General features: G+C 58.9%; 21 protein-coding genes. 10 read left to right on the forward strand and 11 right to left on the reverse strand.

The window, feature by feature from the left end; translation table 11 throughout:
- Positions 1 to 170: 170 nt before the first annotated feature.
- The 5 genes from JAO29_RS18040 to JAO29_RS18060 all read right to left on the reverse strand — a co-directional run bounded on the left by JAO29_RS18040 (position 171) and on the right by JAO29_RS18060 (position 5,706).
- Positions 171 to 1,514 carry a transporter gene (locus JAO29_RS18040; RefSeq protein WP_334269654.1) on the reverse strand — a complete coding sequence of 448 codons (1,344 nt, stop codon included), beginning with the start codon at positions 1,512 to 1,514 and terminating at the stop codon, positions 171 to 173.
- Between the two features lie 71 nt (positions 1,515 to 1,585).
- The gene (locus JAO29_RS18045) at positions 1,586 to 2,287 is read right to left on the reverse strand and encodes a C39 family peptidase (RefSeq protein WP_334269655.1); all 702 of its coding nucleotides are present in this window, start codon (positions 2,285 to 2,287) and stop codon (positions 1,586 to 1,588) included.
- Positions 2,287 to 2,730: a hypothetical protein gene (locus JAO29_RS18050; RefSeq protein ID WP_334269656.1), complete on the reverse strand. Its 444-nt coding sequence runs from the start codon at positions 2,728 to 2,730 to the stop codon at positions 2,287 to 2,289. The genes JAO29_RS18045 and JAO29_RS18050 overlap by 1 nt, the downstream gene beginning before the upstream one ends.
- Before the next feature lie 97 nt (positions 2,731 to 2,827).
- Complete coding sequence (locus JAO29_RS18055; RefSeq protein WP_334269657.1) at positions 2,828 to 4,651, reverse strand: hypothetical protein; 1,824 nt, start codon at positions 4,649 to 4,651, stop codon at positions 2,828 to 2,830.
- Between the two features lie 452 nt (positions 4,652 to 5,103).
- The gene (locus JAO29_RS18060) at positions 5,104 to 5,706 is read right to left on the reverse strand and encodes a hypothetical protein (RefSeq protein ID WP_334269658.1); all 603 of its coding nucleotides are present in this window, start codon (positions 5,704 to 5,706) and stop codon (positions 5,104 to 5,106) included.
- 43 nt (positions 5,707 to 5,749) lie between these two features.
- On the opposite strand from JAO29_RS18060, the gene JAO29_RS18065 reads away from it, so the two are divergent.
- Complete coding sequence (locus JAO29_RS18065; RefSeq protein ID WP_334269659.1) at positions 5,750 to 6,514, forward strand: ABC transporter ATP-binding protein; 765 nt, start codon at positions 5,750 to 5,752, stop codon at positions 6,512 to 6,514.
- 35 nt (positions 6,515 to 6,549) lie between these two features.
- Positions 6,550 to 7,176: a DUF2007 domain-containing protein gene (locus JAO29_RS18070; RefSeq protein ID WP_334269660.1), complete on the forward strand. Its 627-nt coding sequence runs from the start codon at positions 6,550 to 6,552 to the stop codon at positions 7,174 to 7,176.
- Between the two features lie 9 nt (positions 7,177 to 7,185).
- Here the strand turns inward: JAO29_RS18070 and JAO29_RS18075 are convergent, their stop codons facing one another.
- Positions 7,186 to 9,165, reverse strand: coding sequence for a M1 family metallopeptidase (locus JAO29_RS18075; protein ID WP_334269661.1), 1,980 nt, complete (start codon positions 9,163 to 9,165; stop codon positions 7,186 to 7,188).
- A gap of 145 nt (positions 9,166 to 9,310) precedes the next feature.
- Here JAO29_RS18075 and JAO29_RS18080 point away from each other — a divergent pair, with 145 nt between their 5' ends.
- Positions 9,311 to 10,195 (forward strand): magnesium transporter CorA family protein, encoded by an 885-nt coding sequence (locus JAO29_RS18080; RefSeq protein ID WP_334269662.1) that lies wholly within the window; start codon positions 9,311 to 9,313, stop codon positions 10,193 to 10,195.
- 112 nt (positions 10,196 to 10,307) lie between these two features.
- Entirely contained in the window at positions 10,308 to 10,583 is a 276-nt protein-coding gene (locus tag JAO29_RS18085) for a hypothetical protein (protein ID WP_334269663.1), read from the forward strand.
- A 37-nt stretch (positions 10,584 to 10,620) separates the two neighbouring features.
- Here JAO29_RS18085 and JAO29_RS18090 read toward each other — a convergent pair whose 3' ends face one another.
- Genes JAO29_RS18090 through JAO29_RS18100 form a run of 3 tightly spaced genes read right to left on the reverse strand, consistent with a single transcriptional unit; the run spans position 10,621 to position 12,760 of the window.
- A complete protein-coding gene (locus JAO29_RS18090) occupies positions 10,621 to 11,538 on the reverse strand; it encodes a bestrophin family protein (protein ID WP_334269664.1) in 918 nt (305 codons plus the stop codon).
- Positions 11,535 to 12,179, reverse strand: a complete 645-nt coding sequence (locus tag JAO29_RS18095; RefSeq protein ID WP_334269665.1) for a carbonic anhydrase — start codon at positions 12,177 to 12,179, stop codon at positions 11,535 to 11,537. Before JAO29_RS18095 ends, JAO29_RS18090 begins: the two co-directional genes overlap by 4 nt.
- Positions 12,180 to 12,187: 8 nt before the next feature.
- Positions 12,188 to 12,760 (reverse strand): thioredoxin family protein, encoded by a 573-nt coding sequence (locus tag JAO29_RS18100; RefSeq protein ID WP_334269666.1) that lies wholly within the window; start codon positions 12,758 to 12,760, stop codon positions 12,188 to 12,190.
- A 64-nt stretch (positions 12,761 to 12,824) separates the two neighbouring features.
- Here JAO29_RS18100 and JAO29_RS18105 point away from each other — a divergent pair, with 64 nt between their 5' ends.
- The 5 genes from JAO29_RS18105 to JAO29_RS18125 all read left to right on the forward strand — a co-directional run bounded on the left by JAO29_RS18105 (position 12,825) and on the right by JAO29_RS18125 (position 21,075).
- The gene (locus JAO29_RS18105) at positions 12,825 to 13,112 is read left to right on the forward strand and encodes a Dabb family protein (RefSeq protein ID WP_334269667.1); all 288 of its coding nucleotides are present in this window, start codon (positions 12,825 to 12,827) and stop codon (positions 13,110 to 13,112) included.
- A gap of 30 nt (positions 13,113 to 13,142) precedes the next feature.
- Positions 13,143 to 13,637: an HNH endonuclease signature motif containing protein gene (locus tag JAO29_RS18110; protein ID WP_334269668.1), complete on the forward strand. Its 495-nt coding sequence runs from the start codon at positions 13,143 to 13,145 to the stop codon at positions 13,635 to 13,637.
- A gap of 138 nt (positions 13,638 to 13,775) precedes the next feature.
- On the forward strand, positions 13,776 to 17,048 hold the full coding sequence (locus JAO29_RS18115) for a hypothetical protein (protein WP_334269669.1): 3,273 nt from the start codon (positions 13,776 to 13,778) through the stop codon (positions 17,046 to 17,048).
- Between the two features lie 489 nt (positions 17,049 to 17,537).
- Positions 17,538 to 20,819, forward strand: coding sequence for a vitamin B12-dependent ribonucleotide reductase (locus tag JAO29_RS18120; protein ID WP_334269670.1), 3,282 nt, complete (start codon positions 17,538 to 17,540; stop codon positions 20,817 to 20,819).
- A gap of 109 nt (positions 20,820 to 20,928) precedes the next feature.
- Positions 20,929 to 21,075 carry a hypothetical protein gene (locus JAO29_RS18125; protein WP_334269671.1) on the forward strand — a complete coding sequence of 49 codons (147 nt, stop codon included), beginning with the start codon at positions 20,929 to 20,931 and terminating at the stop codon, positions 21,073 to 21,075.
- A gap of 328 nt (positions 21,076 to 21,403) precedes the next feature.
- Here JAO29_RS18125 and JAO29_RS18130 read toward each other — a convergent pair whose 3' ends face one another.
- Positions 21,404 to 21,952 (reverse strand): hypothetical protein, encoded by a 549-nt coding sequence (locus JAO29_RS18130; RefSeq protein WP_334269672.1) that lies wholly within the window; start codon positions 21,950 to 21,952, stop codon positions 21,404 to 21,406.
- Positions 21,953 to 22,473: 521 nt separating this feature from the next.
- Here JAO29_RS18130 and JAO29_RS18135 point away from each other — a divergent pair.
- Positions 22,474 to 23,061 carry a PEP-CTERM sorting domain-containing protein gene (locus JAO29_RS18135; RefSeq protein ID WP_334269673.1) on the forward strand — a complete coding sequence of 196 codons (588 nt, stop codon included), beginning with the start codon at positions 22,474 to 22,476 and terminating at the stop codon, positions 23,059 to 23,061.
- A gap of 18 nt (positions 23,062 to 23,079) precedes the next feature.
- On the opposite strand, the gene JAO29_RS18140 is transcribed toward JAO29_RS18135, so the two are convergent.
- The gene (locus JAO29_RS18140) at positions 23,080 to 23,892 is read right to left on the reverse strand and encodes a hypothetical protein (protein ID WP_334269674.1); all 813 of its coding nucleotides are present in this window, start codon (positions 23,890 to 23,892) and stop codon (positions 23,080 to 23,082) included.
- Between the last annotated feature and the right edge of the window lie 425 nt (positions 23,893 to 24,317).

Consider the following 24,317-nt stretch of genomic DNA (forward strand, 5'->3'; position numbering starts at 1 on the left):
TCCAATGCGCATGGAAGACGTGCTGTCACTCTAGGTTTTTCGCAGGCTGGAGTTGTCATAGAGATGTCATCGGATTGTGATTTCCGTCCCTCATACATCGCCTATCGGAGGCAAAGCAATTAGAGCTGCACGACAGAACAGCGTTCGCCGACCTCGTAGTGCTCGGCTGGTCAGTGAACGCTGTTCTTCGGCCTCCAGAGAGCTCGCCGAATAGGCAGGCCCACGGAGAACTGAAGGTTTGGGGTGTCGGGGGTGAGGCCGACACCGAAGCTGAGGTCGAGGGTTCTGCCCGGAGCATAGAGATAGGAGGCTCCCAGGCGCAGCGAGCCTTCGACCAGGAAGGACGCGGGAACCGTCTTTCCGTTGAGACTGGTGGCGCGGGTAAACCGCTGGTCCCATCCCACGGTCATCGAGGTCTCCGGATTCAGCGAGAGGATGGACCCCAGTTGGAACCCGACGGAGTCGCCGGGCTGGAAGTGTCCAGGGATCATCAGGCCGGGGTTGTCCGGATCGTTGGCCGGGATGGAGTGGGTTCCGTTGAGATTCGCCGTATACGAGAGGTTCCCGAACATGACGACCGGATCGTTGGACTTCGCTGCGGTCAGGTTTCCCTGGACGGCGTAGAAGCCTGTACCCAGGGCCGTCTGACTGCTGTTGAGATTGAAGCTGTCGATCCCGGTGGTGGTCTTCAACCGAACATTGGCCAGAAGGTCGGGAACCCGGCCGTGCTCAAGGGCCAACTGCCGCGAAAGGCCGAAGGTGACATCGCCGAGTCCGAAGGTGCTCTGGGAGGTCTGGGTGCCGTTAACGTCGACGGTGCGGTTCAGCTGATAGCCGTAAGGAATGTAGGTGTCGAACTGCAGCTTGTAGGGAAGACCTAACCGTGCCGAGAAGGTGGGCAGCAGAAGGTCCTTCCGAACGCGCTGGGAGGCGATGTCTCCGACGACCAGAATCGGCAGCAGGGCAAAGCCGTCGATGTTGATGCGATCTGAGGTCGAGCTGAAGTAGGAGGTCGTGTTGTCCAGTTCAACCGTACCCGGGGGCAGCAGCAGACCGCCGCGAACAATAAGAGCCTGATCGAGCGCCTGGCTGGCCTGGCGCTCCTCAGCGTCGTAACCGCTATTGGTCACGACGGAGGTTACGGACGCCGCTGCCCCGAGGCGCGGAGCAGGTGTTGTTGGTGCGGCGGATGAGGAAGAGGAAGAGGCGGAAGGAGGCGCTGCGGAGACCGGCTTTGCAGCAGCGAGATCTTTGGGAGAGGTGGTGAACCCTCCGTTCACTCTCCACTCCAGCTCCTGCACGCGTTCCAGCAGATTTCGAATGATGGCGTCGCGCTGGCGCAGAGAATCGTTGAGACGCTGATTAACGGCTGCGAGCAGCGATTCCTGCTCTGACATGGCGGGTCCGGGTTGCGGCGGTGCCTGCGATGTCTGCTGCGGCTGGGCCGAGGTGCTGTGTTCCTGGGCCCGGCCCGTAAGTGAGGAAGAAGCAAGGCAGCAGCAGAGAAGCGTCATGCAAGTTTGTTTCAACGGAAAAGTGTGCATCGATCTGGCCTTTGATGTCGGTAGAGAGGGTTCAGTGGATGTCAGTAGAGATAGTTCGGCGGAATCGCAATGCCGATCTCGCGCTGGATCATGCTGGGATCGGGAATCGAGCGCGACGCGATGGTTGGCCTCTGGTCAGTCAGCATCAGATCGGTGGGCGGGTGAACGATGAAGGCGATGCCCTCTTTCCAGAGACCCTGAAAGCGGTCGACCCGCATGGTGAGATTGCCAAAGCCGGGATCCGCGATGATGACCCTTCCATCTGCGATCCTGCGGACCACGATGAAGTGATCGAAACCTTTAAGGCGGATGGGAACGATGACCGCGGTCTTCTGCGAAGCCAGTTCTTCCATGGACATTCCGGCGTAGCCCTCAGCGTGATAGCCGCGCGCCTGGGCGAAGCGTTTGAGATCGAGGAGCGAGAAGCCGCCGCGCGCCCGGACCTTCACAGGATCGACGCGGTGGAGGATCCACACCACGATGGCTGTTTCCGGGGTGTTGTCCTTGAACTCGTAGGTGAGCAGTGTGCTCAGGGCCGCGGCTCCACAGCTCATATCCCACTTCTGGCGGACGACGCCCTCGCCTCGGATTTCCTTGAGGCTGCGGATTTTTTTACCCCCCTGTGCATCTGCGTCGTCCCTGGTTTGAGAGAACGCAGATGCGGACGGGAGAAATAGACCGCTCGTCAGAATAAGCACGAGCGCTCTAGACCAGAATCGGAACCAGACAGCAGGGAGGGACATCAGTGTTTTCCATTCAGATTCGCCTGCGTCAGGGTTCCCACAGTCGAGTTGATGTTGACATTGAGATTCAGCAACACACTGATCGTTGAGTTCACGGCATTGATGTTGACCAGTGAGTTCAGATTCTGTTCCGCATTGCCGCTGAGGTTGAGAGTTCCCATCGTGTTGCCGCCGATGGGTCCGCCCTGAAGAGCGAGCGAACCGGTGCTCGACACCAATCCGTTCGCGGTGGGTGCCTGCCCTTGAAATCGCACTACGCCATCAGAGATTCCGGCAGAGACGGTTCCTGCCGTAACCTTGTCGAGCGCAGCATCGCTGAGAGGCTTCGCCTTCGTCTCAACTTTGTCCTTTATCCCGACATGCGCCGGCGTCTGTGCGCCAGCCATTGCCGGGGCTGCTGCACCAAGCGCAGACAGAACCGCTATCACAAGAATTCGTCGCATACCTTACTCCATGAATCCAGTGAAGGAGCGGGCGGAGCGTTGCGGGATCCTGCTTGATAGGAATCGACCGGATCCGCGCAAACCGCCTGCCCACTTGTTAGCGGATCTGGCTGACCGTGTTGGACTGCATGATGACAGGCGCCGAGTTCATGTTCGACGTCCGTGCGACGTTGACACCGTTCGCAACCATGCCACCGGCCGCGTTGACGATGTTCAGGCCGCTTGCATTCTGCAGCGCGCTGCCTGCAAGCGCAACGGTATAGGTGTTGGTCGCCGATACCGTCGATCCATCAACCGCGACATACTTTCCGCTGGCGGAGTCAAAAGCGACGGCGCCCTGCTGGTCATAGGTCAAGTCGAGGGACTGAACCGTGTGGTTGGAGGTGGAGTTCGACTTCGATTTTGCCGTGCTGGTTGCAAGCGTGGAGCTCTTGCTCGCGCTGGCGGTAAGGCTGTCGTCCACTGCGTGGTTCTCATTCATGCTATCCGTCTTGGAAGAGGACTTGCTTGCGTTGAGAGACGCATTCGCCGAACTGGAGGTGTTAAGCGAGTTTGCTTTGTTGGACGACTTGCTGGCAGAGGCATTGAGCGAATTCGAGTTGCTGGAGGTCTTGTTGCTGGACGCGCTAAGCGAATCCGTATTGTTGGAGGCCTGAGCGTTTGACGAGTTCGAGGCATCGGCGGTATTTGCTGCGTTGCTGGCGGAAGCGGTATTCGCTGCGCTGGCGTTATTTGCAGCGTTTGTCGAGGCCGTCTGGTTCGCCGAGGAGCTCTGGTTCGATGCCTGGTTGGCGCTGTTGTTGGCAGTCGCGGAAGTCGTACCGGAGGTGGTATTGCTTCCGTTCGTTCCCGATCCACCATTGGTTGCGGACATATTGTGCGAGGTCGTTCCATTGGAAGCTGAGTTACTGCCTCCACTGGTGGCGGTGTTGTTGTAAGCGGTGTTGCCGGAGTTTCCGGCAGTACCGCTGGGTCCGGTCGCAACGGAGTTACTGGTGCTGTTTGTATTGCTGGTCGCGTTGTTCGTCGCCGCATTGGTAGCTGCAGCGGTTGTATTCGCGGTATTGGTGTTTGCAGTGGTGGCGTTCTGCGATGCGGTGGCTGCCTGTGTGGCATTTGCAGATTGAGTGCTGTTGGAGCTCCTGGAAGAGGTTGCGTTGGCTGCCTGGGCAGCGTTCGCGCTCTTCGACGCTGTGGTGTCGGTAGAGAGTGTGGCAGCAGCGCTCTTGGATGAGTTTGCGGCCGTCGAAAGGGTCGCGTTTTGGCTCTTGGCGGCAGAGCTCGTGGATGTGAGCGAGTTTGACTTGCTTGCAGTTGCACTCAGCGTCTGGTTCTTGGTGTTGCTGGAAGTCGTCGCGAGGCTGTCTGTCTTGGTGTGACTGACATCCAGGCTTTCGCTCTGCGTCTTCGAGGTATTCAGGGAGTGGTTGTAGCTGCTGCTGCTTGTGTCGCTGGTCGTTACATCTGAGGCGGCGGACAGGTTGAGAGAGGTGTTCGCCCCACGACTGTATCCGGAGATGGTTCCCATCTGCGCGCTGCTCTGTGTGACGTCATTGCTTTGGGTGACATTGGCTCCGCTGTTATTTGCCGGCGACGTAAGGGTGCCGCTATAGACGTTGGCTCCATTGCCAACCAGGGCGTCGGAAGAGCTGACGATATTGATTCCGGAAGCTCCATTGAGAGCGCTGCCGGAGAGGTCGACGGATCCGGTGTTGTTGACATTCACTGTGGAGTTGTTCGCTGCTACGGCAGTATTCTCTTCGCCGGCAGCTGTGACATGATCCATCTGACTGTCCCGGAGAGCGCGGGTCTTCGCTTGCTTCTTGTCGCTCTTGTCCGATGACTTGTTCGTATTGCTCTGGGCATACGCCTGTCCAGAGACGACTAAGGCTGTAACTAGAGTTGCTGCAATCGTTTTCACTTCTTCCTCCACAACGTTGTTAGGAATAGTTCACCGTCTACGCAGGACATGCTGCATAGGGGGCCAGAATTTGACGTCAGCAGGACCTTGCCTCTCATCGGAGAGGACGATGCAGACGTCGCCGTTTTTTGGGGGTCCCTATAGCTTCCAGAGGGAAGCAAGTTCGCAAAATCGCCTACCGTAACGGTGCGCAATTCAGAGCAGCCTTACAAAAGGCGAAGAAGAGCCCAACAGCTTTACGCGGTTTTTAAAGTCATTTCCACATCATCTCGAAATCGAAGCGTGTGCAAAGAGGGCCGTAACACGGTCTGGAACAGGTGCAATCTTCGTACCAAATGCAAACCCCCGAAATACGGTGCAATTGGCACAGTCAGTCGAGAGTGGTCGCAACCCTTTGCAGGAAAAGGTGAAATCTCAGTATGAAGGTTCGACTACTGGATGAATTTCGACTGCTAGCGCGGCAGGGTAACGCTGATCAGTGGGTGCAACAGGCTGTCGCGGTCTGCCAGCAGAAGGAGGTTGGGCAGTCTCTTGCCGCGTGTAAACACCAGGCGCAGATGTTCGGCATCGCCGGCAACCTTGAAGACGGGAGTGCTGATGACGGAGTCGCCGGCAGCAACGGGTGTCGACAACCGTACTCCCTCGAGACCGGGAACTTCGTCCCAGCGCCGGTTGCGGGAGTCGAGAATATAGGCTGTCAGATGCTTGTCTCCAGGATTTCTCTTCGACGAATGGTTGGCGATGCGAACCGAGACCCGCACGACCTTCTCCCCATTTCTTGCGAGATAGCCGGGAATGAGGTCTGCTCCGGTTGTGGTGAAGCAGAGCGAATCGAAGCATTGCTGCTGCCCCAGGCTGACGGAGCGCGGTTTGGCGATGAGGGAGGTCGCCACCAGGATCGCGAAGTAAAGCAGCCAGATTCCAGCAATCCACGCAAGATTGCGCCGCCCCTGGCTTCGCTCGCCACGACGGTGCGACAGGTTGACTCCCAGGAACCCCAGCAAGGTCCAGCCGACCAGGACCAACAGCAAAAGCTCAGCCCAATTTATGCTCATTCCCATGGAGAGGTCCCAGACACGATAAACTCAAAGGTAACTCATGGTGAATCCTTCTACCTCTTCTTTGGAAACGGCAGTCACAGATCGAGCAATTATTGACGCCAGACATCTCGGTAAAACTTACCGCTCCGGAAAGCTCGAAGTTGCGGCACTGCGTGATGTAACGCTGAGTGCCGCTCCTGGAGAGTTTGTGACCATCGTGGGGCCATCGGGATCGGGGAAGTCGACCCTGTTTTATATTCTGGGCGGGCTGACGCATGCTACCTCGGGAACGCTCTATATAGACGGGGCGGAGTTTTCGCGGATGTCCGACGTGGAACGCACGAGGATGCGCAGAGCCAAGATCGGGTTTGTCTTCCAGCGATTCAACCTTCTGCCCACGCTTTCGGCGATGGGGAACATTGAGATCGCACATGACATCGCCAACCTCGGAGCGTCGGAGAAGAAGCCTCTCGACCGTGTCCTGCTCGACCACCTGGCCGATCTGATGGGGATCAAGGGAAGGCTTGAGCATCGTCCCAACGAGCTCTCCGGAGGCGAGCAGCAGCGTGTCGCCATTGCGCGCGCGCTGATCTCACGCCCTGCGATTGTGCTGGCGGATGAGCCGACAGGCAATCTCGATACGAAGAACTCGGAGGCTGTTCTAGAGATGCTGCGGCGCTCCAGCCGTGAGCTGAATCAGACCGTGCTGATGATTACGCATAATCCGGAGGCCGCGCAGATTGCGGATCGGATCATCCATATGCGCGACGGCGAGATCAGGAGCATCGAAAAAGGAATGGGAACTCTCATCCGCGAAGTGTAAAGAGGTGTCGTCGGCGCTGCTATGATCTTTTGGGCATGGCCAACGTCTCCTTTCGTGAGTTCTATCGTTCGCTGTCTGATGCTGAGCTTCTTAGGATTGTCGAAGACTGGCACTCTCTGGTTGATGATGCTCAACCTGCTCTGAAAGCAGAGTTGGCGCAACGGGGGATCGACTTTCGTGAGCCTCCCGCTCCCGGCGTGAGCGACCCGGCGAGTCAGTATCGTGATCTCGTCACCATTCGCCGGTACCGTGACCTGTCCGAAGCGATCATAGGTCGTGGTGTGCTTGAATCTGCCGGGATCTACTGCTTCCTTAAGGATGAAAACTTCGTCAGGCTGGACTGGCAGATGTCGAACCTGATTGGAGGCATCAGTCTCCAGGTCCCTCGAGCAGATGCGGAAGTCGCGGAGACGATCCTTCAACAGCCGGTTCCTGAGACGATCCCACTTCCTGACCAGCCATCCTTTGACCAGCCGCACTGCCCGCGCTGCAACTCGATCGAGATCCTTTGGGAACGGCGGGGAAGAAAGGCGGCGCTGCTGTCGCTCTACCTCTTTGCGCTTCCGGCTCCTCGCGGCTCTGAATCTTGGTACTGCAGCAATTGCGGCCTGCGATGGATCGAAGAAGACGATCCAGCACAGGCCGCAGGTGAGCAACTATAGGTGAAGAGGTTATTCGGCTGACTTCGTGTTGTTGCTGCGATCGTCGTCCGGAAGCTTGTGATCCGGATCGATCGTGACCGAGGCGATGGGTTTCTTGTCGTCGGAGGACCAGGTGTACTCACCCTTGCTCAGCCACGTCTCCCACGGCAGGCGGAAGCGCTCGGACGTGCCGTCCTTGAACTTCACCTCGACCGTGGCCGGAAGCACGAGCTGATCTTTGTTGACGATGGTCATGGTCGCGCCGTCGATCTTGTCGACCGCAAGATCGAACTTCCAGTTGTTCTCGTACCAGCCCCGCCAGAACCAGCCCAGCTCTTCTCCGCCTTCACTCTGCATGGCGCGGAAGAAGTCGGAGGGGGATGGATGCTTGAAGGCCCAGTCGCGAATGTACTTGCGGAAGGCCCAGTCGAAGCGCTCCGGCCCGAGAATCTGCTCACGCAGAAGCACGTTTCCGTAGGCGCCTTTGAAGTAGCTGACCGGATGCCCGAGGCGACCGGGGTAGCCATCGGCAGGGAAGAGGACCGGAGGCGCGGCGGGATCGTCGATGACCTTGAGGATCGTGTCCGGTGGCTCGCCTCCGGCGGAGTATTCTGAGTCGCGCTTGGGGCCATACTTGCCTGCGGCGTACTCGTCAGACTCGAAGATATCGATGAAGGTGTTGAAGCCCTCGTCCATAAAAGCGTTGCGACGCTCGTTGGAGCCGACGATCATGGGGAACCAGTCGTGGCCAATCTCATGCGCAGTCACCCAGAAGAGGAAGGCGCCTTTATCGGGGATACCGTCAAAGACGATGCCGGGATACTCCATGCCGGTGGAGAAGCCCGCAACATTGATGGCTGCGGGGTAGGGATAGGGATACCAGCGTTTAGAGAAGTTCTCTACCGAGTTCTTCACGTATTCGGTGGACTTCGTCCAGGCGTCGTCACCTATGCTCTCAGGCGGATAGACGCTCATGGCGAGCGACTTCTTGCCGTCCGGCAGGTTGATCTTTGCGGCGTCCCAGACGAAGACCGGAGATGCGCTGAAGGCCACATCACGGGTGCGGTCCATGTGGAAGTGCCAGGTCAGGGTTCCGTCCTGCCTGGGACGGCTCTCCGGCTTGCCGACCTCTTCCGGCTTGAGGATCATGACGGTCGCGTCGCTGTTTTTGGCCTGTTCAAGCCGCGCTACTTCCTGGGAGGTGAGAACCTCTTTGGGATTCACCAGCTCGCCGGACCCGGCGACGATGAAGCTTGAGGGAACGGTGACGTAGTAGTCGAAGTGGCCGTACTCGAGGTAGAACTCGCTGCCGAGATAGGGAAGCGTGTCCCATCCGCGAAGATCGTCATAGACGCACATGCGCGGGTACCACTGCGCCATGTCGTAGATCTCACCCTCCTTTGCCTTGCCCCAGGAGGTGCGGCCGCCCCAGATGCCGGGAATCTGATAGTGGTACTTGATATGGATCTTCAGCTGTCCCCCATGAGGCTTGAGGGGCTCGGCCAGGCGAATCTGCATGCGGGTGTCGGAGATCAGATAATCGGCCTTGGTACGCTGCTTACCCGACTCGATCTCGACCGAGTCGAAGGCATAGCCGTCTGACGAGGGGGGTGGGCCGGCCTGTTCAGGGCTATTGCGCCTGCGCGAGCGGACTGCACCGCCTGCGAGCCGTGAGCGGGAGTCCTTACGATAGGTATTCTGCTCCACATGCAGCCAGAGGCTGGTGAGCAGATCCGGGCTATTGTTGGTGTAGGTGATCGTCTCGGTCGCGCTGAGCTGCTTGTTCGCGGTGTCAATGTTGGGATGCAGGTCGTAGTCGGCCTCGTTCTGCCAGTAGCTCGGTCCGGGAGCGCCATTGCTGGAGCGGTAGGCGTTGACCGGGTCGGGCATGGTGAACGGCGCAAAGGTCTTGACAGGGTTATACGTCGGCGAGGTCGAGGGACCCTGGGTCCAGGCGAATGGTCCAGCGAAGGCAAGAAGAAACACGAAGGCGCGACAGCGATTGAACATCTGGGGCGTTCCTCTTTCAATTTTGGGCTGAGCTCTTTACTGAACTATACGTCCAAGTGGGTACGATGGACGCAAAGGATTTCTTCCAGCTGGGCCTGTGACGGCTTGCAGAAACAGACGAACGGCGAACAGGAGAGAAGCTTCCATGCCCTGGTACCAACTCGATGATCCCCACGATGCCAGGCTCGACGAGCTGGCCCGCCAATACAATCTCCACCCGCTGCACGTCGAAGATGCGCGCTGCGAAGACGAAAGCGTCAAGGTCGATTCAGGACTGACCTATACGTTTGCGGTCTTCAAGCCTGTCTATCTCAAGCCTGATCCCGACGCCCCGTCCGAGCAGATGCCGACGTTCACCACCGTCGATGTCTTTGCCGGGAAGGATTTCCTCATCACGATCGTCGATCCCGCGTGTCCGGCGACGAACGATGCTCTGGAACGGGCGCGACGCGATGGCGATGACGAACATCCTGCCCGGCTTCTCTATCTGATCCTGGATACAATCGTCGATCATTACTTCCCTGCGATCGATCACTTCGATAACCGCATCGATCAGTTGGAGGACGCTGTCTTCGATCGCCCCTCCCCGGAGGTGCTGGCCCAGATCTTCGCGATCAAGCGGGAACTGATCGATCTGCGTCGCGTTCTGGTCAATACGCGCGACGCCTGCCTGCACCTGCAGCGGGATCCCAATACGATCATCGACACGGAACACCAACTGTACATCCGCGATACCTACGATCACGTGGTGCGGCTGTTGGACTCCGTCGAGACGCAGCGAGACCTGTTGAACAATACGCTCGACATCTACCTTACCTCTGTCTCAAACAGGACCAACGAGGTGATGAAGGTGCTCACTGTGCTCGGTACGATCGCGTTACCGGCCCTGGCGATCTCCGGAATCTATGGCATGAATCTCAAGGGCCTCCCGTTTGAGGATTCACCCCATGGCGCACTCTTCGTTGCATTCCTCACTATCACGTGTACGGTGTTGCTGCTGTACACCCTTCGCAGGATGAAGTGGCTCTAGTGCAGCCTTTGGACTTATGCGCGGGCTCCCGGCTTTTTGAAAAAAATATGCCTGCCATCCTTTCACGAGCATTGCCGGAAGCATCTCTCTTACGACAAGGAGATGATTTTCCATGACTGATTACCGTGTAAACAAAGGCGAGGCTCGAGAGGATCAAGTCACTGCAGCCATCGAAAAAGTAACGTCCCAGATTCCCTCCAGCGCGTATCTGGCTGCGGCACTCGCATCGATGGTCGCTTCACTGACCTTCAAGGCTTCGAAGAAGGATCATGCGGCACTTTTCGTCGGACAATGGGCAGCACCCTTTCTTCTGATGGGAATCTACAACAAGCTCGTAAAGCTCCACGGGTCGGATGCGGCAACCGGCACGGCTTCGGAGCAGATCTAAAGACTCACTCTAAAGCAGGGCGCGCAACCACGACCGTCTACCAGAGGATGTCATTAACCGGCACGATCGGCTGCGGCAGCTCCGACTCGCCGAGCATCTGCCGGAGGTTGATCTCGATGGTCCGCGTGATCGATATGAGTGGAAGGTCATGGATGGTGTTGTCGAAGGGATCTTCCAGATCGCGCCCGATCTTGTCGAGCGAAAGGAAGATAAAGCCCACGAGGGTTGATCCCAACGGTGTAAACCAGCCCATGCTGGAGACCATGACCAACGGCAGCAGGAAGCAGAACATCTGGGCAAAGAGCTGCGGCAGGTAGTCATACTGCCGCGGCATCGGCGTATTCTTGATCCTTTCGGCGCCGCCTTGTGCGTCGACCAGATCGTCGAGGCTCTGGTTCATGGCGTGCCACTGCGCGAGGTCAATCCACCCGGCGTCCAGCGCTTCCTGTAACAGCGTGCTTTGTCGCTGCTGAATCGCAACAGGGACATTAGTCTGGCCGCGGAACTCCTCAATCTCTTCTGCGGGAAGAATGCCCGCGATCTCACTTAGAACATCCAGCTTCCGAAGATGCTGCCGCAGGGCATGGACCCACGCGATCTGGTAGTAGATCATCCGGATCTTCATCGCGGTCAGTTCAGGACTGTTGTTCTTCTCCTTCTGCCGCATGGTCGTCGTCACCAGGCGTCCCCAGCTTCGGGAGTTGTTGACGATGGTACCCCACAGCGTCCGCGCCTCCCACCAGCGCGCGTACGATGTGCTGTTGCGGAACGCCAGAACGACTCCGATCGCAGAGCCGAACAGCGACAGAGGAATCTGCTCGAGGGCAGCCCACTGCAGATATCCCAGCTTGTAGATGGCGACAATTGCCACGTCGTAGGCGAGCAGACCGGCGAGCGGCAACCCTAGATATCTGAGGGTATGCAGGACGAGCTGCCTCGTACGGGGAACGATCATGCGTTGGCATCTCCGACCGTATGAAAGTGGCGATCGCCGTCCTCGGAGATGCGTACGCGGCCTGTGCCGATGTCGTACACCCATCCCGACAGGCTCAGATCCTTCCGAGCGATAGCGCCTGCAACGGAGGGATGCGTTCTCAAATGCTGCATCTGCAGCAGAACATTCTCCTCCGTCAGCCGCTTCAGCCGCTCGGGATGACCTTCTCCATCGGGAGCGAGCGAATCCGCTACGCTGAGAGCAGCCTCCGCATTGCGCATCCAGTTCTTCACGCTGGCCAGGCTATCGAGGCTCGCTGGATTGAGCAGTGCCTTCATCGCGCCGCAGTCGCTATGGCCACATACTGCTATGTGCTTCACCTTGAGCGCGCTCACCGCATATTCGATCACGGCACTGACGCCGCCCATCATCTCGCCGTAAGCCGGAACCAGATTGCCGATGTTACGTGTGACGAAGATCTCGCCCGTTCTCGACTGGGTGATCAGCTCTGGGTCGATGCGGGAGTCGGCACAGGTCACAATCAATGTTGAAGGCTGCTGCGGCGCGGTGGCCGCCTTCTTGTACTTCTCCGCATTGGGCGGGTAAACCTCGGTCTGGAAGCGAAGAATCCCCTCTTTCAGCTTTTCAAGAACCTGATCCATACGTTCTCCTATTCCTTCCATTTGATGTTGCAGCCAATGGAAAACTTCTGATTCGGATCGGGACGCTTGCCCGCGAGCACCGCGTCCATGGCTGCACGCAGGTCTTTGCCCGTGACCGGAATATCGTTGCCGATGTCGCCGCGCTTCGGACGACTATCGTCAATCTGGCCGCGATACACCAGCTTCATCTCTCCATCGAAGAGGAATAGATCAGGAGTGCAGGCAGCGTGATACTCCCGGGCGGTCTCCTGGGTCTCGTCATAGAGATAGGGAAAGCGGAAGTCCAGACGCTCGGCCTGCTTCTTCATCTCTTCCGGAGCATCCTGCGGATGGGTGACGACATCGTTCGAGCTGATCGCGACGATGCCGATCTTGCCTTCATAATCTCTGCCGATCCTCGCCAGTTCCTCTTCGATGTGCTTCACATAGGGGCAATGGACGCAGATAAACAGCACCAGCAATCCCTGGCGCTCGGCGGCAACGTCATCGCGTCCCACCGCCTTCCCTGTAATCACATCCTGCAGCTCAAAAGCAGGAGCCACCGTTCCAAGCTCGACCATGGTCGACTGTGTTCTCGACATAACCCTCTCCCCGCGCAATATCTTCGTCGAACCATTCTAAGCGGTGCGGGTTAAACTACACCTCATGATCGTGCATACCTTTCTCTTTCGCTGGAAGCCTGAAGTCGATGAAGCCCAGAAACAGCGCGTCATTCAGGAGATTCAAGGCCTTCAGGGACAGATCCCCGGCCTCGATGAGACTCTCGTCGGCGCCAACATCTCTCCGCGCTCTCAGGGGTACGAGCTCGCCGGGGTGATGAAGTTCTCCGATCGTGCCTCCTACGAGGCGTACAACGATCATCCGGTCCATCAGAAGCTACTGACCTGGCTGATGCCGCTGATCGATCCGGTCGAAGTAGACTTTGAAGCTTGAGGCATCCTGAGGCTACTCTGAGACAGGTCCATGCTTCCTACACGTACACTCGCCGGCGGTCGTGCCCATCGTGACGAGCTGCCTGTCGGTCCGAATGGCCTTCCGCTGTGCCGCTGGTGTCAGCTTGAGATCATTGCAAAGCGACGCCGGACCTTCTGCAGCGACTATTGCGTGCATCAGTGGCGTCTTCGTACCGATGCCGGGTATATGCGCGAACAGGTCTTCGCACGCGATCGCGGGCGGTGCTCCGCCTGCAGCATCGATACGGTCGCGGCCTATGCCGCGCTCAAACGGGCCAGGGGAGCCGCTCGCGAAGCCGGCCTGCGTCTTTACGGCATGAAGCGAATCTCCAGCCGCCGCAGCCTCTGGGACGCTGACCACATCGTTCCGGTCGCAGAGGGCGGAGGGCAATGCGATCTGGACAACATCCGGACGCTCTGCCTTCTGTGTCATCGCGCCGCAACGGCTGAGCTGCGGGCGCGCCTCCGGGATCGAGCACCAGCTGTTGCAGCCATCGAAGGCTGACCTGATATCGGTGCTCTGATTTCTCTGTGTAAGTTTCGTCTCCTCTGATATTGTTTTCTCCATTCCGGGCCCTGTCGTGCGTTAGAAGCTCTTCGATTGAAGTAGTGCTGACGTCATCTTTGTTTCCCGGAGCCCCAGATGGCCATGTTCGGCAGGCGTCGTTCTGATCTGCTTCTCAAGGAGGCGGAACTTCGCGATGGAGCGGCGCAGGCCTATTGCATCCGCCTGGCCCAGCAGATTCAATCGCATCAGGCGTCATTGACAGATCAGGAGCAGAAGACTGCCTTTGCGGAGTCGTGGCGCGCCGCCTTCAAGATGCCGGTCCCGGAACTGGAAGTTACCGACACGGCGCATATGGCAGAGCTGCTCCATAAGCAGCCCAGGGCACAGGCACGAATGGCCACGCTGACCGACTATCCCCCGGGCAAATGGCTGCTCGAGCAGGAACTCGCGGCCAAGGGTTATTGGCCTCCCGCCGATCCGCAACAGGACGCCTACGCCGTCGCCGACGGTCTGCAGCTTACGGGAATCTGCTTCTCAGGGGGAGGCATCCGAAGCGCCACCTTCAACCTTGGAGTGCTGCAGGGATTGGCAGCTCGCGACCGCATCAACTCGTTCGACTATCTTTCGACCGTCTCAGGCGGCGGCTACATTCATCAGTTCTTCGCTTCGTGGATCTCCTGCGAGAACATCGAGAAGGTAAAACGGCAGCTGCAACCTCTCCCCGGCCCTCCATCGCAACGTACCTTCTGGCCGGAGCCGCTGCGCTGGCTGCGTCGATACTCCAACTATCTCACCCCTCGCGTAGGGCTCTTCAGCGCCGACACCTGGGTTGCGTTCGCTGTCTGGCTGCGCAACACCTTTCTCAACCAGATTGTCCTTGTCTCGTCGATCATGCTGGTGATGCTGCTGCCGCACTTTTATCTCAGCTCCCGTGGCCGTATCGCTCACTTCCTTCTCGACAATGGCATCTTTACAGCGAGTCTTATCTTCGCCGGCTTTCTCTTCGCCTCTGGCATCATCTTCTTCACTCAGCTCATCCATCCCCCGGCGGATCACTGCCACCCCGTCGAGGAGGCCGGGTTCGGACAGACCGGCGTGCTTGGACTGGTCTTTCTGCCCATCCTGATCTCTGTCCTCGCCCTGTGTCCCTATCTCTATCGCTCTTCCTTCTGGGCGGGAAATCCGCTGCCCCAGAAGGTGCCTCATACCGCGAGAGAGATACGCCACAGCGACCGCGTGCATCGCGTGAAGAATATCGTGGACTGGCCCGAAAACACCGGCATCGTGCCCGGCAGCACACGCATCCACATCAGTCATCTTCATTGGCTTTCGAAGAGGAGCGTAGATCCGGCGCATACTCCCAATCCCGCAACCACCGGCGGCACACCCGCTGGCAGGGTTCCCACTGCGCCTGCGGTCGAGCCCGATGCCATCGATAACCTGCGAGCCTGGCAGTCGGCCTACTCCTTCCGCTGGTGGAAGCCCCTGACCGGCTTCGACGACGATACCTCCACCTCGTGGGTGTTTACCTCCATGCTTGCGGGCATCGCCCTGCTGGTCCTCTCCGCGGCACGCGCAATCCCGGCAGACTGGAGGCGGTTGATCGTCCTGCTTGGCATGGCGGGCGCCATTGGCTGCGGCTATGTGCTGCTTAACCTCTCTCGGCTCGTCATCTTTTTCGCATCCTTTTTTCTCCCGCTGGAGGACGTGACCCGGACGGCCATTCCGCTGTTGCCGTGGCTGGGCCTGACGGTCGTCTTTGTGTCGATCGAGATCGCCGGGGGCCTGGTCGGAAATCTTGTCGACGGTTCTGTGCGCGAGTGGTTCGCCCGGCTCCGGGCATGGAGCTTCCTCTTCGGTCTGTCCTGGTTTGCTCTCACCGCCAGTTCGCTGCTTGGCCCTACGTTGGTGTCGTGGCTCTTCCACGTAGCCCACCTTGGTAAGCCGCTGTGGATCGGCTGGATTACGACGACCCTCGGCAGCGTGCTGGTCGGCAAGAGCTCTCTGGTGACGGGCGGTCCGAAGGATGAAAAGACCAAAACAGCCGCTCTGTTGAACATGTTCGTTATGATCGGGCCGCCGGTCTTCATCGTTGGGCTTGTGCTCAGCCTGTCCTGGATCATCGAGAAAGCTCTGATGACCATCCAGTCGCAGATTGGCGATGGTATGATCCCCCACTCTGATTTCCTCAGCCTGCTTGGACTGCTCGCTGCTACCGCTGTCCTCTTCGGCTGGCGCATCGATGTCAACGAGTTCTCGCTCCATTCCTTCTACCGCGACCGAATCGCTCGTTGTTATGCCGGTGCCAGCAATCCCGATCGACGCGCGAATCCGTTTACCGGCTTTGCCGGAAGCGATAAGAAGCTGCGGCTGATTGATCTTCTCCCTACACGCTTCAATCACTCCAGCTCGAAAGAACTGTGGGCGAACGTCTGTGGTCCGGACTTCTGTTCCCTCGAGCCTCAGCCGCCAACGTATCAGGGACCCTTTCCGATCTTTTGTACTACTCTCAATCTCTCGTTCGGCCAGGACCTCGCCTATCAGGAGCGCAAAGGCGCAGCCTTCTCCTTTACGCCGCTCTACTGCGGTTACGACGTGGGATGGACGGAGACCGACAGCGATCGCGTCCAGTTCAACGGGTATGCGCCGACCCGCAGCTTCGCCTATGTCGATGGTGGTCCTCGGGTGGCCACCGCCGTGGCGACCTCAGGCGCAGCCATGAGCCCTAACTGGGGCTTCCATTCCAGCCCCACCATGGCCTTTCTGCTCACCATCTTCAACGTCCGGCTGGGTCTGTGGATTCGCAATCCACGCCACAAGCGCTTCCGGCTGCGGGGGCGTCACAGCAATCCTCCCTCACCCTGGTTCGGGCTGTTCTACCTTCTGGCGGAACTCTTCGGCCTGGTGAACGACGAAGCTGCATTCGTCTACCTCACCGACGGTGGACACTTCGAGAATATGGGGCTGTATGAGCTGGTGCGCCGCCACTGCACCATCATTGTGATCTGCGACTCCGAGCAGGACCCGGACCTGTCGTTTCAGGGAATCGGGATGGCCATCCGCAAATGCCGGATCGATCACGGCGCCGAGATCACGCTGGATCTCACCCAGCTGGAGCCGGCCGGAGACACCCTCGCCAGTCCGTATCCTAGCGTGCAGGGAACCATTCGCTACTCCAACGGTACTGTCGGCCAGATCCTCTATCTCAAATCCGTATACACCCACGATCTTCCCGCCGACCTGGTCAACTTCCGCAGGGAAAACCCGACCTTCCCAAATACCTCGACTGCCGACCAGTGGTTCAGCGAATCCCAGTTTGAAAGCTACCGGCGTCTTGGCCAGCATTACGCCTCCTCCGACCGGGTCGGCACCTGGCTTGACCGGCACCTTCCTGTGCGTCCCTCCTGACCCTGTTTTGGGGCGGAGAAGCCTCCCTCGCCGACGATCCGCGAGTACAACAAAAGTGTTAAGCCCCGCGGCTCGGACCCCGTCCGATTTTGAGCCTCCAGCACCACTCGCAGACGGCAGATTTCCGGACTTCCACAGCTAAATCTCTGATTTCCACCGGCCTCGGTGCGATACCCTCGCTTAGTCAGGGTATTGCCTCGCTCAGCACAAGATGTTGTGCTTTATACTTGACATACCCTATAGGCGGCGGTACTTTCACCACTGCAAGCAAGACGTGAGACCCGAGTGAGTCCACGCCAGGTTCTTTAGCTCCGCACGACTTCAGCCCGTTTGCCCCAAAGGTTGCGCCAGCCGTTTTGGCCGCCTCGATGGGCTATCACTGGAGCCTTCCAGATACCCGCCCCGCTCACCTCGTCGTGAGTCCGGGCCAGCACCGCTCGGAGATCGAAGCTCCGGGAACAAATTAAGCGCGAGAAGGAGTTACTCCCCATGGCAACGATTTCCAAGAAGACGGTCAGCCCCGTCACCTCTGAACAGAACTCTGCGGTTGCATCCGGCCGCACCCCGGGCCTCACCTTCTCGCGTCACTTCACCCGCCCCGGCGTCTCGCCCTTCGACGAGGTCACCTGGGAGCTGCGCGACGCCGTCATTCAGGACTTCAAGGGCAAGACCATCTTCGAGCAGAAGAACGTCGAGGTTCCCTCCGACTGGTCGATGACCGCGACCAACATCGTCGCCTCCAAGTACCTCCACGGCCAGCTGGGGACCCCCGAGCGTGAGACCGGTGTCCGCGCCCTGATCACCCGCGTCGCCGAATCCATCCGCGACTGGGGCATGGAGGGCGGCTACTTCGCCTCCGCCGAAGACGCCGAGGTCTTCTTCGCCGAACTGAGCCACCTGCTTTTAAACCAGAAGGTCGCCTTCAACTCGCCCGTCTGGTTTAACGTCGGCTGCGATCGCCTCGAGCCGAACTCCGACGCGCAGAACTGGCACTGGAACCCGCACACCTGCGCCATCGAGTTCTCCGTCACCGGCTACAGCAAGCCGCAGTGCTCGGCCTGCTTCATCAACTCGGTGAACGACTCGCTCGACTCCATCCTGACCCTGGCCAAGACCGAGGGCATGCTCTTCAAGTGGGGATCGGGAACCGGCTCCAATCTCTCGAACATCCGCGGAAGCATGGAAACCCTCTCCGGCGGCGGAACCGCCTCCGGCCCGCTCTCCTTCATGCGCGGCTTCGACGCCTTCGCCGGAGTCATCAAGTCCGGCGGCAAGACTCGCCGCGCCGCCAAGATGGTCATCCTCAACGTCGACCATCCCGACATCATCGACTTCATCGAGTGCAAGCAGAAGGAAGAGGCCAAGGCCCACACCCTCGTCCGCGCCGGCTACGATGGCTCCGGCCCCGACTCCGAGGCCTACAGCTCCATCTTCTTCCAGAACGCCAACAACTCCGTCCGCGTCAACGACGAGTTCATGCAGGCCGTCGAGGCCGACTCCACCTTCGTCACCCGCACCGTCAAGGCCCGCACCCCGGTCAAGGAGTATCGCGCCCGCGACATCATGAACAAGATCGCCGAAGCCACCTGGCTCTGCGGCGATCCCGGCATGCAGTACGACACCACCATCAATCGCTGGCACACCAGCAAGAACACCGGCCGCATCAATGCGTCCAATCCCTGCTCCGAGTACATGTTCCTCGACGACTCGGCCTGCAACCTTGCCTCCTTCAATCTCCTGAAGTTCCTCACCCCGGGGGGGCAGTTCGATATCGCCGCCTACCGTCACGGCATCGCCGTCGTCACCACCGCGATGGAGATCATCGTCGACGCCGCCGGCTACCCGACCGAAAACATTGCGAAGAATTCGCACGACTACCGCCCGCTCGGCCTCGGCTATGCCAATCTCGGCGCCCTGCTGATGGCCTTCGGCCTGCCGTACGACTCCGACGCCGGACGCGACTTCGCCGCCACCGTCACCTCGATCCTCTGCGGCGATGCCTACTGGCAGTCCTCGCGCATCGCTGAGCTCTGCCCGGCGCTCGGCGCCGCCACCCCGCTCACCCAGCAGGCGCACATCGAAGGCGGAGCCTGCCCGGGCTTCTACGTCAACCGCGAGCCCTTCCTCGACGTCATCCGCATGCACCGCGCCGAGGTCAACAACATCGGCAAGTCCAAATCCTCAGCAGAACCCTTCATCGCCCCGCAGCTCGATGAGCTCATCGCCGCCAGCAAGGACAGCTGGACCGGCGCGCTCGCCCACGGCGAGAAGTTCGGCTACCGCAACTCCCAGGTCACCGTCCTCGCACCCACCGGAACCATCGGCTTCATGATGGACTGCGACACCACCGGCATCGAGCCCGACCTCGCCCTCGTCAAGTACAAGAAGCTCGTCGGCGGCGGAATGATCAAGATCGTCAACAACACCGTTCCTTCGGCACTCTTCAAGCTCGGCTACACCAACGCCGAGGTCGATGCCATCGTCAGCTACATCGACGCCACCGGAACCATCGAGGGCGCGCCCCACGTCAAGGCCGAGCACCTCGCCGTCTTCGACTGCTCCTTCAAGGCTTCGAAGGGTACCCGCTCCATCCACTACATGGGCCACATCAAGATGATGGCCGCCACCCAGCCCTTCCTCTCCGGAGCCATCTCGAAGACCGTCAACCTCCCGCAGGACGCCAGCGTCGAAGACATCGCCGAGGCTTACATCGAGTCCTGGCGTCAGGGCCTCAAGGCCGTCGCCATCTACCGCGACAACTCCAAGGGCTCCCAGCCGCTCAACGTCTCCGCCTCCGACGGCAAGGCCCAGAAGGAGAAGGACGCCGTCTCCGCTCCTGCCGCAGGCTCTATCGAGATCGAAGAGGCCGTAGCCGCCGCCAAAGCAGCAGCAAACGTCCGCATCTCCACCCTCGAGCAGCAGATCAAAGCCATCACCGAGGCCGCCAGCAAGAACTCCGACGCCGTCGACGCCCAGTCTCCGCCCCGCGCCGTCCGTCACCGCCTCCCCGCCGAGCGCGCCAGCGTAACCCACAAGTTCGGCCTCTCCGGACACGAGGGCTACATCACCGTCGGACTCTACCCCAACGGCCAGCCCGGCGAGATCTTCATCCGCATGGCCAAGGAAGGCTCCACCGTCTCCGGTCTGATGGACTCCTTCGCGACCGCCGTCTCCCTCGCGCTCCAGCACGGCGTCCCGCTGCGCGTCCTCTGCGAGAAGTTCGCCCACACCCGCTTCGAGCCCTCCGGCTGGACCGGCAACGAGCAGATCGGCTACGCCAAGTCCATCATGGATTACATCTTCCGCTGGCTGCAGATCCGCTTCCTCTCCGGGCAGCAGCTCTCGCTCTTCGCCGGACTCGCCCCCCGACCCGCAACCGGACAGGCCGTACCCGTCGAGGGCACCGTCCAGGGAGCAGGTAGCTACGTCATCCCCTCACTCGCAGCCTCAACCTCGTATGAAAGTGTCATCCCGACCGGAGCCGCAGGCGCAGTGGAGGGATCTGCTTCTCTACCGGGATCGTACGCACCGGAGGAGACCTACCCCGGAACCACCCCACCCCGTGAGGGAATCGCCCCCGACCCGACCTACACCGCCAACTCCGGACCCCTCTCCATGGAAGACCGCGGAATCTACCACGCCGCCGACGCCATGAAGAGCATGTACGACATGGGCGACGCCCCCAGCTGCGCCACCTGCGGAGCCATCATGACAAGAAACGGCTCCTGCTACCGCTGCATGGAGTGCGGAAGCACCAGCGGCTGCAGCTAGGTCCTACGCGGACGGCGAAACGCGCTTCGCGCAAAGGCTCAGTCGTGAGGCTGGGCCTTTGTTAGCTCTAATTGTGGCAAATAGTAGCAGTTCTAAGTGGAGGACGTGCGTGAGTTCAAATAATGCTCCGGTGAACGATGCGATCATCGTCGCGCTAGCGGGGCTTGTAGATGCTCAACAGCCACTCGGGAACCTAGTCACTCAGATTTGGAGTTCCATGTGGGAATCGTCTCAGGGCTACTCCTCCGCACTCTAAAGAAAAGTCCCTAGGGGACAACGTAGATGTGTCCATTCATTCGAGCTTCAGCTCGAACGTCTCGTTAAGGGCATGGCTTCAGCCGTGCCACAAAAGTCGCAACAGAAAGAGCGGCTTCAGCCGCTGCCGTACGAACTGTACCCTCCCGGAATCGGATACTTAGGGTCCCACCTTGTCGGTCTACCGTCCGGTGAATTGCTGCCCTTTCCGCGGACCCATTCGCTTGGGGTCAAGGGGGCACCAGGTTTCCACCCTGCCCTTTCCAGGAGCCCGGAGCAGGGACGCTGCCATTCGGGTTTGGCGTTGGGTTCTGCTGTTGGGCCGAGCTTTACTGCGTTTGGCTAGCCGGGCGCTTCACCTTCGCGCCCCAACGCGCGAGAGCATCGAGCATTGATCGCTCTCGAGATGAGTCGCGATAGCTGATCCAAACAAGATCATCGTGAGAATATTCGACAACATGTGAACCCGCCGAAGGAATCAAATAGGTGTCCCATCCGAAAAGCATCACCTGCCAAATGATCGCCGCCAACACTGAGCGATCTTCCGAACCAGACAGAAGTCCTGGTTTTTCCGCCAGACTCGCGATTCTTGGCTCTGAATCTACGACACGCAGCCTGGTAATCACAGTTTCGCCGAGTTCTCGGTTCAACTCTCCCCATCTGTCCCAGTCACTGACCCAAACAAAATCTCCATCATTTATATCCCCCCCGAGCAGGACCAAATCGATCGCTAATGCCATTCGAGCATTCGCGGACTCGGGTACTTCAACAACTATCCAACGTTCAAACATCTCGCCGGGAAGGAGCTTCCGCCCGCGCCTACTAATTCCGCGCGTTGCACACCATTCGGTAATTTCTTCATTTCCAAGGAGCTTCATAACATCTCCTGAGACAGTCCGCGATGTAGATCGAATGCACTATTGATTGTCGCACCGCTGTTTCTTAAGACGTTCAGGCACGGCTAAAGCCGTGGCGGGTGGCCCATGCATAAGATTGAGGCACTAATCTGGGTGCCCCATTCATGCGGCGTTATCGCATGAGTGGGCTCATTCGAGCGTCAGCTCGAACGCCTCGTTAAGGGCACGGCTTCAGAGCCTGTCCTGAGCGTAGTCGAACGGATGCCACAAAAATCGGAACAGAAAACGCAGCTTTGGCCGCTGAGGTATGCCTTACAATCGCCGCATGGCGATGCCGAGCCGCACCGCCATGCACGGCACCTCCTTAATCACGACAGCCACTCGCAACCCATCGACCACTATCGCCTTAGCTTGACTGACGTCCGTCCGGACCGAGCTCGGGGAGATCTTGATGCCCCAAAATACCTGCTTTCCGCTTGACATTGCTGATTGGCGGTGCCAATCTCTTGCCGGACGTCTCAGACGCCCTTACGTGGTGCAAAATGCGAGTAGCTCGTTTACTTCTCCTCTGCGTTGTATCGTCCTGCTCTTCTCTGGTCACTCATGCCGATACGGTGAACTTCAAATACGACGGCGGACTATATACCGGAACGGGCGACTTTAGCTACGCTTCCACCTCCGGCAACATCACCCTTGCCGACCTCACAGCGTTCAGTTTCAATCTGGTGGCCCTCAACCAGGAAGATCCATTGAACTACTATGCCGTCTTCAGGCCTATGACCCTCGCGTCATTGCACACCTTTTCCGCTACCGTAGACGGTCAATCGCTGATCTCACTGTTCACGGATACTGCCTACACAGATCCAATCTCTTCTTATTGCGGAGAGGGATGCGCCTTTGGAGACGAGCAATTCCACGCCGCCGCACTCCACGCCTATACCTGTGCTGTCTGCAGCGATCATGACGGAGAGACTCTGATTGCCTCTTCCGGGCCTGTCACGCAGACGGGCTTTGTGCCATCTGCTCCTACGCCTGAACCGGCCACTCTCGCATTGCTGGGCACGGGTGCCGTTGGTTTTATGCTTATTGGAACGGCGAGACATAAACTCCGCCGTCGTGTTCGCTCATAGGCAGAGGAAAGCCACCTGCTACAGACGCTTTCCGAAGACCAGCCCTATCGTAGTGCCGACACTCGCTGAATGATCCGTTAAACCAAACCGCATGCCGCCATTGATCCCGAAGGCATCGGTGAATTGATGGAAGAGGCCGGTGAAGAAGTACGTTCCCGGCGGCGCATTCGATTGCGGTACATTCTGGCCAAAGACCTCCGCGTAGAGTCGCGTCTTCTTTTGCAGACGGTAAGCCATGGCAATCGATTGCTGGCCACCGTAAGTGCATCCCTCTCTCGTCCGGCAGTCAGACTGGATCATCGAGCCGTTCACAATGACGTTGAACTTGCCCTCTTTGCCATAGTGGTGATTGAGAATCAGAATGATCTGCTGTCCATAGCCCTGAAGGCTGCTCTCTGAGGCGGTAGGAAGCTCAGCCCCATACTGCAGTCCAAGGGCAGGGAAGCGGGGACGGTCTTTCCTTATCTCTATCTTCCCTCCAACTCCGATCGTTCCCACGCCGTTCGTTGCCTCGCCGCCGCTCTCCCGATGGTTCCAGCTGGACCATCCAAAATCCAATCGGAGCCGTGTCAGCGGCGTGTAAGTAAGTGTTGTGTCGAAGGTCTGGCTATTGCCGGGAATCTTCTGTGGAAAGGCATCATAACCGGTCTCGATCTGGAGGACCCTTCGGTTTTGCATGGTAACGCTATTGGCAACCGTCGGCCTGGTAGGACTCAGATTTAGATCTTGTGCCAACAAGCACGCATTTGAGGGAAAGATGGCAACGCTCATGAAGACAGGCATCCACGCTATGCCTCCACGGATGGAGGCGGAGAGAGTCTGAATCTTCATTGGAGCCAATATCAACCTAACCCTCTCATCGATGTACTTCTTATGCTTTGATCGCCTTTATGATCTATCCGACCCATGGTCTCCCCTGTCAGTCACTTAGGCCGGTGGCCATAATAATGGTCACGACCTCTTCCCGGTCAACACTCGCGTCGAGAGCCTGTTGAATCCTGTCAAGCTCCCAATCTACGTATCTCCATGAATCCAGAACAGAACCACACCGCCAGTTAACTCCCGCCACCTCGCTACAATTAAAGAGACATAGGGAGCAGAAAGTCCCCGATCCTCCGGGGGCTTCGACTTTGGAGCTGACTGGAGACGCAGCCAGACCGAGGTCCGGACCTAAGTCCAATCTTTGGAAGATTTTGCGCGAAATACGGGGGGTGGGGGCATGTGGCCTTAGTCACGGCCTTGGCGCCCCGATTGGA

This window comes from Edaphobacter sp. HDX4, assembly GCF_036877565.1.
Taxonomy (GTDB): Bacteria; Acidobacteriota; Terriglobia; order Terriglobales; family Acidobacteriaceae; genus Edaphobacter.